The sequence below is a fragment of the Sutterella sp. genome (assembly GCF_052272535.1).
GTDB lineage: Bacteria > Pseudomonadota > Gammaproteobacteria > Burkholderiales > Burkholderiaceae_F > Sutterella.
Genome location: NZ_DAVZJY010000001.1, coordinates 54,093 through 63,320 on the forward strand (window position 1 = coordinate 54,093; position 9,228 = coordinate 63,320).

At 66.7% G+C, this 9,228-nt stretch carries 11 protein-coding genes; 3 read left to right on the plus strand and 8 right to left on the minus strand.

What is annotated here, in order from left to right; translation table 11 throughout:
• Positions 1 to 44: 44 nt before the first annotated feature.
• The 3 genes from ACT6Y9_RS00260 to ACT6Y9_RS00270 all read right to left on the minus strand — a co-directional run bounded on the left by ACT6Y9_RS00260 (position 45) and on the right by ACT6Y9_RS00270 (position 2,704).
• Positions 45 to 1,400, minus strand: coding sequence for a sensor histidine kinase (locus ACT6Y9_RS00260; RefSeq protein ID WP_443743098.1), 1,356 nt, complete (start codon positions 1,398 to 1,400; stop codon positions 45 to 47).
• A 91-nt stretch (positions 1,401 to 1,491) separates the two neighbouring features.
• Entirely contained in the window at positions 1,492 to 2,148 is a 657-nt protein-coding gene (locus ACT6Y9_RS00265; RefSeq protein WP_295477236.1) for a response regulator, read from the minus strand.
• Positions 2,129 to 2,704, minus strand: a complete 576-nt coding sequence (locus ACT6Y9_RS00270) for a hypothetical protein (protein ID WP_443743099.1) — start codon at positions 2,702 to 2,704, stop codon at positions 2,129 to 2,131. Before ACT6Y9_RS00270 ends, ACT6Y9_RS00265 begins: the two co-directional genes overlap by 20 nt.
• Positions 2,705 to 2,770: 66 nt before the next feature.
• On the opposite strand from ACT6Y9_RS00270, the gene ACT6Y9_RS00275 reads away from it, so the two are divergent.
• Both ACT6Y9_RS00275 and ACT6Y9_RS00280 read left to right on the plus strand, forming a co-directional pair.
• Positions 2,771 to 3,244: a DUF4870 family protein gene (locus tag ACT6Y9_RS00275; protein ID WP_295477232.1), complete on the plus strand. Its 474-nt coding sequence runs from the start codon at positions 2,771 to 2,773 to the stop codon at positions 3,242 to 3,244.
• A gap of 75 nt (positions 3,245 to 3,319) precedes the next feature.
• On the plus strand, positions 3,320 to 3,877 hold the full coding sequence (locus ACT6Y9_RS00280; protein WP_443743100.1) for a YaeQ family protein: 558 nt from the start codon (positions 3,320 to 3,322) through the stop codon (positions 3,875 to 3,877).
• A 240-nt stretch (positions 3,878 to 4,117) separates the two neighbouring features.
• Here ACT6Y9_RS00280 and ACT6Y9_RS00285 read toward each other — a convergent pair whose 3' ends face one another.
• The 5 genes from ACT6Y9_RS00285 to cydP all read right to left on the minus strand — a co-directional run bounded on the left by ACT6Y9_RS00285 (position 4,118) and on the right by cydP (position 7,919).
• Entirely contained in the window at positions 4,118 to 4,510 is a 393-nt protein-coding gene (locus ACT6Y9_RS00285) for a globin domain-containing protein (protein WP_295477228.1), read from the minus strand.
• Between the two features lie 3 nt (positions 4,511 to 4,513).
• Positions 4,514 to 4,828 (minus strand): cyd operon YbgE family protein, encoded by a 315-nt coding sequence (locus ACT6Y9_RS00290; protein ID WP_443743101.1) that lies wholly within the window; start codon positions 4,826 to 4,828, stop codon positions 4,514 to 4,516.
• Positions 4,829 to 4,969: 141 nt separating this feature from the next.
• Positions 4,970 to 6,109 (minus strand): cytochrome d ubiquinol oxidase subunit II, encoded by a 1,140-nt coding sequence (cydB, locus tag ACT6Y9_RS00295; RefSeq protein WP_443743102.1) that lies wholly within the window; start codon positions 6,107 to 6,109, stop codon positions 4,970 to 4,972.
• Between the two features lie 19 nt (positions 6,110 to 6,128).
• Positions 6,129 to 7,679, minus strand: a complete 1,551-nt coding sequence (locus tag ACT6Y9_RS00300) for a cytochrome ubiquinol oxidase subunit I (protein WP_443743103.1) — start codon at positions 7,677 to 7,679, stop codon at positions 6,129 to 6,131.
• Positions 7,680 to 7,715: 36 nt separating this feature from the next.
• On the minus strand, positions 7,716 to 7,919 hold the full coding sequence (gene cydP / locus ACT6Y9_RS00305; protein ID WP_295477222.1) for a cytochrome oxidase putative small subunit CydP: 204 nt from the start codon (positions 7,917 to 7,919) through the stop codon (positions 7,716 to 7,718).
• 166 nt (positions 7,920 to 8,085) lie between these two features.
• Between cydP and ACT6Y9_RS00310 the strand changes: the two genes are divergently transcribed.
• Positions 8,086 to 9,228: sigma 54-interacting transcriptional regulator (locus ACT6Y9_RS00310; protein ID WP_443743104.1), on the plus strand; the 1,143-nt coding region annotated here is incomplete at its 3' end.

Consider the following 9,228-nt stretch of genomic DNA (forward strand, 5'->3'; position numbering starts at 1 on the left):
CCGTCCCCCGTCTTGCAGGAGCGGCGGCGCGTACGCCGTTATCGTCAGGCGATGCGCATGGGACTGCGCGGCGTGCTCGCCCCGAGGGGCGGGAAGGTGAGGCGGAAGGTGGTTCCGCGTCCGTCGAGCCCGTCCTCGATCGTGATCGAGCCGTGGTGGATGTCGACGATGCGCTTGACGATCGCGAGGCCGAGACCCGTGCCCGAAGTCTTGGTGCCGAGCGCACGGTAGAAGCGGTCGAAGACGCGCTGGCGTTCCTCAGGCGCAATGCCCGGGCCGTTGTCGCTCACGCAGATGACGGAGAGGCCGTTTTCGGTCGAAGTGGAGAGTTCGATCCTGCCGCCCTCCGGGGTGTAGCGCACGGCGTTGTCGGTGAGGTTCGTCACCATCAGCCGCACGGCGTCCTCCATGCCGTCGATTACTGCGGCCCCGGGATTGACGGAGATTGGGATGTTCTTCTGCTGCGCGATGGGCGCCATGTCCTCGCGGACGCTCACGGCGAGCTCGGCGAGGTCGATCGTGGTCATCGGCTTCTTGGAGGCGTCGGGGTCAAGGCGCGCGATCGTGAGCAGCTGCTGCACAAGCCGCGTGGCGCGGTTGATGCCTTCGTTGAGGCGGCTGAAGCATTTCTGTTGAGCTTCCGGAGTCTTTGCGCGCTGCGCGAGCTGCACCTGCAGCTTGAGGGCCGTGAGGGGCGTGCGCAGTTCGTGGGCGGCGTCCGAGGCGAAGCGCTGCTGCGCCGAGAGGCTTTCGGCGAGGCGCCGCAGGAGGTCGTTGATGGCGTTGACGAGTCCGGCAAGCTCCGTGGGAAGTCCCTTCATCGAGAGCGGCTCAAGCGACGTGGGCGAGCGGCGCGCGACGGACCGCGCGGTCTTCTCGAGCGGAGCAAGGCCGCTGCCGACGACGATCCAGACGGCGATGGCGATGAAGGGCAGAAGGAGCAGAAGTGGCTGCAGGATGCGGAAGGCGGCCGTCGCCGCGAGCGAGGTGCGCACGCCCAGGTCCTGGCCTGCCGTGATCACGAGGGGGCCGGCGGCGACGGAGTAGGTGCGCCAGGTTTTCCCGTCGACCTTGGCGAGCCCGAAGCCCGGGCCGTCGGGAAGCGGCAGCGCGGGCGTGCCCTCGCGCTGCCAGAGGCTGTTGTTCGCCGAGTCGTAGACCTGCACGATGATGCGGTAGCTCGGGGCGTCGCCCACGATCGTGAGGTGCTCGGGCGCGGAGGCGGGCAAGCTGTTACGCGCGGATTCGCCGAGCGACTCCGCAGTCTCGCGCAGGTGCGCGTCGAGGAAGTCGTTGAACTCCGCCTGCGCGGAGAAGAACGTCGCCGTCGCCGTGGTGAAGCCCGCGGCGAGGAGCGCGATGAGCAGCGTGAAGAGCAGCTTCCTGCGGATGGAGGTCATTGCGGAGGGGATTCCGAAGAGCGGATGCAGGTAGGCCGGACCTGCCCGCGCAGGTCCGGAACGTCAGACGGTGGGGAGCTGACGGACCCGATCAGGTCTCGAGAAGGTAGCCCACGCCGCGCACGGTCTTGATCGCGCTGTCCGAAAGCTTCTTGCGCAGATGGTGGATGTGGACCTCGATGGCGTTGGAGCCGACGGTGTTGTCCCAGTTGTAGAGCTTCTCCTCGAGCTGCGAGCGGCTCCAGACGACGCCCTGGCGTTCGGCGAGGGCCGCGAGGAGCGCGTACTCCTTCGAGGAGAGGATGACGGGCTGGCCGCGGTAGGTCACCTCGCGCGTCGCGGGCGAAATGCGCAGCTCGCCACGCTCGATGATCGGGTCGGCGCGGCCCGCGGAGCGGCGCAGCAGCGCGCGGATGCGCGCGCAAAGCTCGTCGAGGTCGTAGGGCTTGACGAGGTAGTCGTCCGCGCCCGAGTCGAGGCCGAGGATGCGGTCGTCCACCGTGTCGCGCGCGGTGGTAACGAGCACCGGAGTCGGGTTGCGCTTGGCGCGCATTTCTTTCAGAACCTGAAGGCCGTCCTTGCCGGGCAGGCCGAGGTCGAGGATGACGAGCGAAAAAGGCGTCGTATTGAGCGCGAGCAGGGCCGAATTGCCGTCGCGCACCCAGTCGATCGCGTGGCCTTCACATTCAAGGCCGGCGACGACGCTTTCGCCGATCATGTCGTCGTCTTCAACGAGCAGAATTCTCATGGGATTCACTCAACCGGTGGATCAGGCGCTCAAGCACGATGCGCGCGCCTTCCGCGATGAGAAGCGCGAGGAGAATGAGGCCTGAAAGAATGGGCTGGGCGGCTTCGCGTCCCCAGCCGCCGAAGTAGGCGGCCAGGCCGAAGTAGGCGGCGGTGGAGCCGATGACGGCGCAGAGCATGGAGCCGGCCGCAAGCGGCGCAAGGTGGCCGGTGCGGGAGGCCCGGGCACGGGCCGCCCTCCGGGAGAGCTCCCAGCGGAACATATTGAGCGATTGTAACCCGGCCTCCGTTGCGAAAGAGGCGCGCTCCAGAGCCCGGGAAACCACGGCGGGCAGGGGTTTGTCGAGGAGCCGCGGCTCGGCGCCGCGCCGGCGGAACCACGCCTCAAGGAGCGCGTCTCGCAGGAATCCGGCCGCCGCGGCCGCGGCCGCGAGAGGGACGACGGGGGCGGGAAGCGCCCAAGCGAGACCGCCCGCAAGCAGCGCTCCCCAACCCGGCGACGCAAGGGCGGCGGCGAAGACGATGAGAGGGGCCCAATCGGAGATCACGTTGACCATAGAATGAAGTTCCCGCGGCGCGCTCCCGGCGGAGCGGCTGCGCGTGAGGAATTGAGAGGGGAAAGCATGTCTGAGAATCGTCGTTTCAACCGTGAAGTCGAGGACGTCGTGGAGATCGAGCACCGCGAACGGCCCGCAGACTACGTCGAGCCCGCTTCGGGCACGGTGACCGTCGCCCACATCGTATACGCCCTGCACACGATCTCGATTCTGATCGGGCTTCTGACGGCCGGCTTGACGATCGTCGGTGCCTTCGTCTTCTCGGGGCCCTCGATCCTTGCGGTCATCATCAACTACATCTTCCGCTCGGACGCGCGCGACACCTACGTCGAGTCGCACTTCTCCTGGCAGATCCGCACCTTCTGGTTCGCGCTTCTCTGGATGATTCTCGTCTACGTGATCAGCGTTCCGCTCCTTCCCTTCGGCTTCGGCCTCGTCACGCTCGTGGTGGGGTTGCTCGCGCTCGGCATCTGGGTCGCCTACCGCATCCTCATCGGCTGGAAGCGGCTCGTCCGGCGCGAACCGATGCCCATGCCGTAGCGGCTATACTCCCCATCCCGCCGCCTCCCGGGCCTTTCATCCGGGCGTGCCGGCGCGCGAAGGAGTGAGGTTTTCATGGCTCTCGGAGCAACGGTCTACAAGGCGCAGCTTTCCATTTCGGATCTCGACCGTGGGTGGTACGGGCAGCCCGTGCTCACCCTGGCGCGGCACCCCTCGGAAACCGAGGAGCGCCTGATGCTGCGCCTGCTCGCCTGGTGCATGCGCGCGGGCGAGCACCTTGAGTTCGGCCGGGGCCTCTCCTCTGAGGGCGAGCCCGCGCTCTGGGAGACGGACGACACGGGGGCAGTGATCGAATGGGTCGAGCTCGGCGCTCCCGACGTGCGCACCGTGCGCAAGGCCGCCGGGAAGAGCGAGCACGTCCTCGTCGTCGCCTATGACGAAGCGCGCACCCGGCCCTGGTGGGAGTCCGTCAAGGGGGAGCTCTCGCGCATTGACAAGCTCTCCGTGGTCTTCATCCCCGACGATGAGGCGCAGGCGCTCGCCGCCATGTGCTCGCGCAACATGAAGCTCGCCGTCACGATTCAGGACGGCATTTTCTGGGTGAGCAGCGACACGGAGAACGTTCAGGTCAATCCCGAATCCCTCAAGCGCGAGACGCAGCGCTGGACCTGAGGCGCTGCAGCCGCCTTCATTCCAAGCGGCGGCGGCGCCCGCCGGGAGGCCGCACCCCCAGGGACCTCCGTTCCGTCGGCACCCCGCAGGCTCCGTTCTCTTCCTTGAATGCGTTTTCGCCTCCATGAGGTCCGCCTCCGGAGCGCTGGCCGCGTAAGCAAAGAAAAACGCTCCGGTCCCCGACCTTGAGAGGCCGTCGGGAACGGAGCATCCGGTTGGAGGCGCGCCTGGCGGGGCGCGTCAGTGCGGGTGGTTGACGAGGCTTTCAGCCATGCGCGCGAAGGCGCCTTCAAGGCGCAGCCGCACCGCCGGGTCGGGCACGGTCTCTTCGAGAGCGCCGCGCATGACGCGCATCCAGTCGCCCATCAGTTCGACCGTGATGTGCTTGTGACGGTGGGACTCGCGCAGCATCGGCATGCCGTGACGCTCCTGGTAGAGCGCCGGGCCGCCGAGCCACCCGGAAAGGAACTCCCGCATCCGGCATTCATACATCTGCAGACGCTCCGCATCGTAGAGCGCCCGCAGGTCCGCGACGGCGGGGTCCGTGCGCAGATGGTGGACGACCGCGGCGACCAGCTTCGCCACGCCTTCCTCGCCGCCGATGGCGGCATAAAGGGACGATTGTCTGGACATAGGTCAATGGTGCAGGAACACCACCGCGCCGAAGCCGAGCAGAAACACCCAGCCGACGAGGGGTGAGAGGATCCAACGCAGAATCCGGTGCGAAGGCGTGAAGCCGAAGCCGTAGACCCAGAGGATACTCATGCCGGCGAGCATGCCGACCAAAGGTCCGTGGGGTACGCCGGCGGCGTCGTGGGCGATCGCACGCGGATACAGAACGACGAGGGCGGCGCAGCCGAGCGCCGCGAGAAGCGAGAGGACGCGCAGCAGCGTCTCCGCCTTCCCGCGGGCGCGGGGCGCCGCGCCGGTGCGGTCCGAATCAGTCGTCATTGCGCGAGGCCGTCGTTTCGATGACGGCGGCGAGCAGGACGGCGAAGGCGAGGGCCGCGATCCAGTAGAAGTAGCTCATGAAGGACTCCGAAAGGTTTCATCCGCGTCCGGGGAGTGCGCTCGCGCGCCCCGGAGCAGGCGTCAGTAGAGATGATGCGTGTTCTTCTGAATGTACTCGGCGTTGAGCTTGCCGCCCATCACGCGGTACGCCCAGGTCGTGTAGGCGAGCACGAGCGGCAGGAAGATCAGCGTGACGAAGAGCATGATCTGGAGCGTGAGCTGCGAGCTCGTGCAGTCCCAGATCGTGAGGCTCGCGTTGAGCATCGTCGAGGACGGGAGCACGAACGGGAACATCGACACGAGCGGGGTGAGCACGACGCCGAGGATCGTCACGGCCGAGCAGATGATCGCGGGCCAGGCGCGGCCGGCGCGGACCATGGCGACGCCGCCCAGGGCACCGGCGAGGCCGAGCACGGGTACGAGCCAGAGAACCGGGCAGGAGGTGTAGTTGGCGAACCAGGCGCCCGCCTGGATCTCGACGGTCTTCGCGAGCGGATTGGCCGGGCCCGCGGGGTCGAGGCCGGCGGTGGCGACGTAGCCGTCGACGCCGAGCCAGGTCCAGACGCCGCCCAGCACGAAGAGCACCGCCGTGGCGAGGCCCGCCAGAGTTGAGACCTTCACCGCGCGGACGTGCAGGGAGCCCTCGGTGCGCAGCACCAGGTAGTTGGCGCCGTGGAAGACGATCATCACGATCGAGAGCACGCCGCAGAGCAGACCGAAGGGATTGAGCAGGCCGAAGAAGCTCCCCGTGTAGGTCGGGCGCATCGTCGAGTCGATCTCAAAGGGAACGCCCTGCAGGAGGTTGCCGAAGGCGACGCCGCAGATGATCGGCGGGACGACCGAGCCGACGAAGAGCATCCAGTCCCACGAGGTGCGCCAGCGCGTGGCGGCGACCTTGCCGCGGTAGTCGAACGCGAGCGGGCGCAGCATCAGGGCGGCGAGGATGACGAGCATCGCCCAGTAGAAGCCCGAGAAGGCGACGGCGTACAACAGCGGCCACGCGGCGAACATCGCGCCGCCGCCCGTGAGGAACCAGACCTGGTTGCCGTCCCAGTGCGGGGCGACGGAGTTGATCATCACGCGGCGTTCGTCGTCGTCCTTGCCGAGGAACGGCAGCAGCGTGCCCACGCCCATGTCCTGGCCGTCCATGACGGCGAAGCCGACGAGCAGCACGCCGATGAAGAGCCACCAGACGGCTTTGAGGATTTCATAGTCGATCATTTTTCAATAGCTCCTCTCGTTACTTCGCCTCGAAGTGGTAGCGGCCGGTGCCGAGCGTGCTCGGACCCTTGCGGCTGAAGCGGACCATCAGCCACATTTCGGCGATGAGCATCAGGGTGTAGAGGATGAAGAAGCCGAGCAGAGAGCCGATCAGATCGCCCGTGGAGAGCGAGGAGACCGAAAGGTGCGTCGGCAGGATGTTGTAGATGGTCCAGGGCTGACGGCCGTACTCGGCGACGAACCAGCCCGCTTCGCAGGCGATCCAGGGCAGCGGCAGCGCGAGAAGCGTGAGTTTGAGGAACAGGGGCTTCGTCGCGAGCGTGTTCTTCACGGCGAAGACGAGGCCGAGCACGAAGATGAGGCCGAGCGCGAGGCCGCAGGAGACCATCAGGCGGAAGCTCCAGAACATCGGGGCGACCTGAGGCGTCGTGTCGCGGGCGGCGGCCTTAATCATCTCGGGCGTCGCCTGGGAGACGTCGGCGACGTAGCGCTTCAGGAGAAGGCCGAAGCCGAGGTCGGGTTCAAGCGCCTTGAACTCGGTGCGCAGCGTCTCGTTCTTCGGATCGGCGCGCAGCTTTTCGAGCGCCGCGACGGCCTTCTGGCCGTTCTTGATGCGCTCTTCGGCCTGCGCCTCGAGCTGCTTGATGCCCGGGATTTCGGTCGAGAAGGAGCGCGTGCCGATCAGGCCGAACACCCAGGGGATGTCGATCTGCGCGGCGTTTCGCTGCTCCTCGTCGTTCGGAAGCGCGAAGAGCGTCATCGGGGCGGGAGCCTCATGGGTGTCCCACACGGCCTCCATGGCGGCGATCTTCGTGGGCTGGTCGCGCGTCACGAGGAAGCCCGATTCGTCACCCATGTGCAGCGTGAGCGCCGTGGCGACGATGCCGAAGGCGGCGGCGAGGCGGAACGACGACGTGGCGAACTTCACGTCCTGGCGCTTGAGGAGGTAGTAGGCCGAAATCGCCATCACGAAGAAGGAGCCGGTCATGTAGCCCGCGGCGATCGTATGGACGAACTTCGCCTGCGCCCATTCGGAGGTGAAGACGGCCCAGAAGTTCGTCATCTCCATGCGCATCGTCTCGAAGTTGAACTCCGCCCCCGTCGGATACATCATCCAGCCGTTGGCGACGAGAATCCAGAGCGCGGAGAGGTTCGAGCCGAGCGCCATCAGGATCGTGGCGAGCAGGTGCTTGCCCTTCGAGAGGCGGTTCCAGCCGAAGAAGAAGAGGCCGATGAAGGTCGACTCGAGGAAGAAGGCCATCAGGCCCTCAATCGCGAGCGGCGCGCCGAAGATGTCGCCGACGTAGTGCGAGTAGTACGCCCAGTTCGTGCCGAACTGGAACTCCATGGTGATGCCGGTCGCGACGCCGAGCGCGAAGTTGATGCCGAAGAGCTTGCCCCAGAAGCGGGTCATGTCCTTGTACACCTCCTTGCCGGTGATCACGTAGGTCACCTCCATCACGACGAGCATGAAGGAGAGGCCGAGCGTGAGCGGCACGAAGAGGAAGTGGTACATCGCGGTCAGCGCAAACTGCAGGCGTGACAGGTCAACAAGATCAGAGGGGATCATTGAGGACTCCAGATGTGGTTTTGATGGTGGTAAGGGTCAGGGATTCTTGTCGGTCGATTGAGCCGCGGCAGCGGAGCCGAACACGGCGTCCCCCATCTTGTCCGGCGTCACCTCGGTGCGGTGTTCCGGGCTGAAGAAGGCGTACCAGAGGCAGAAGATGAGCAAGAGCTTCACGGCGACGACGAGCAGGACTTCGGCAAGAAGCCCGGGACGGCGGCGCGCAGGGGTTCCGGTTTGCATTTTTTGCCTTGAGTGTTTGAAGAAACGACTATTTCCGACGCGTTCATATTAGCCTCAGCCTTTCATGCGCATCACCTCCGGCAGGCGGATTCGGCAGTCTTGACGACGGGAAGGAGGGGGTGACAGACTGTCAAACCGTCATGTGGCAGGAATTGGCAGAACAACAATGGCAGTCAATGCAGAACTTCAGGGCGTGCTCGACGCGCTCAACGAACCGAGGCTTCTCGTGCGGTCGGACTATACGGTCGCCTACGCGAACAAGGCGTTTCGGCGCCGCTTCGGCATCGAGTCATTCGAAGGCAGGCGCTGCCACGAACTCGTATTCCACGATTTCGAGTGCTGTTCGCTCTGCAACCGGGACTGTCCGATGGAGCGCGCCGCACGCTCCGGGCGCGTCGAGCGCGTGATCGAGCGCGAGTTCGTTCCCGGCGGCGAGCGGTTCATTGAAATCGAAACCGTGCCGGTGACCGCGGCCGACGGCAATCCCGTCTACTTCATGGAGCGCATCCGGGTGCGCGACGACGAGGCAAGCCTCTCGCTGCGCGAAGGCGTGGTGGCGGAGAGCCCCGCGTCGCGCCGGGTGGTCGAGGCGATCGGGCGCGTCGCGGCCACCGATCTGCCGGTGCTCTTCTGCGGACCGGGCGGGAGCGGCAAGTCCGGCTTCGCTCGGATGCTTCACGAAAACTCCCGCCGTGCGGTCAACGCCCTCGTGAAGCTCGACTGCGCCTCGCTCACTGACGAGCGGTTTGAGGCGGAGCTCCTCGGGCACATCGGCCGAATCGGCCGCCCCGATGAGGGACGCGTGGGCGGCCTGGCGACGCAGCCGGGCGGGACGCTCTACTTCGACGAGATCGCCGTGCTTTCGCCCGGCCTGCAGCGGCGGCTGCTCATGCTTCTCGAGTCCGGGCTCGTGCGCGAGGCGGGAAGCGCGCAGAGCGTCGCGCTCGACTGGCGCATCGTCTGCTCGACGAGCGCGCCGGATCCGGACGAGCTCGCGCGCTCGGGGGCGCTGCGCCCGGACCTCTGGCTGCGGCTTTCGGTGGCGCGCATCGACGTGCCGCCCCTCTGCGAGCGCGTCGAGGACCTCGACGAGCTCTCGCGCATTCTTCTGAAGCACATCGCCGGGCACGACGTCGGGCCCCTTTCGCAGAAGGCGCTCGACGTGCTGCGGCGCCGCGCGTGGCCGGGCAACATCCGCGAGCTCGAGTGCACGCTCGCGCACGCCTATCTGCGCGCCGCAGGGAGGAAAATTCTTCCTGCGGACCTTGAGGATCCGCATTCGGACAAGCCGCGCCCGACCGCGGCGCCG

Coding starts and splice junctions, on each gene's coding strand:
- ACT6Y9_RS00260 (WP_443743098.1), bottom strand. CDS start 1,400: ATGACCTCCATCCGCAGGAAGCTGCTCTTCACGCTGCTCATCGCGCTC.
- ACT6Y9_RS00265 (WP_295477236.1), bottom strand. CDS start 2,148: ATGAGAATTCTGCTCGTTGAAGACGACGACATGATCGGCGAAAGCGTC.
- ACT6Y9_RS00270 (WP_443743099.1), bottom strand. CDS start 2,704: ATGGTCAACGTGATCTCCGATTGGGCCCCTCTCATCGTCTTCGCCGCC.
- ACT6Y9_RS00275 (WP_295477232.1), top strand. CDS start 2,771: ATGTCTGAGAATCGTCGTTTCAACCGTGAAGTCGAGGACGTCGTGGAG.
- ACT6Y9_RS00280 (WP_443743100.1), top strand. CDS start 3,320: ATGGCTCTCGGAGCAACGGTCTACAAGGCGCAGCTTTCCATTTCGGAT.
- ACT6Y9_RS00285 (WP_295477228.1), bottom strand. CDS start 4,510: ATGTCCAGACAATCGTCCCTTTATGCCGCCATCGGCGGCGAGGAAGGC.
- ACT6Y9_RS00290 (WP_443743101.1), bottom strand. CDS start 4,828: ATGACGACTGATTCGGACCGCACCGGCGCGGCGCCCCGCGCCCGCGGG.
- cydB (WP_443743102.1), bottom strand. CDS start 6,109: ATGATCGACTATGAAATCCTCAAAGCCGTCTGGTGGCTCTTCATCGGC.
- ACT6Y9_RS00300 (WP_443743103.1), bottom strand. CDS start 7,679: ATGATCCCCTCTGATCTTGTTGACCTGTCACGCCTGCAGTTTGCGCTG.
- cydP (WP_295477222.1), bottom strand. CDS start 7,919: ATGCAAACCGGAACCCCTGCGCGCCGCCGTCCCGGGCTTCTTGCCGAA.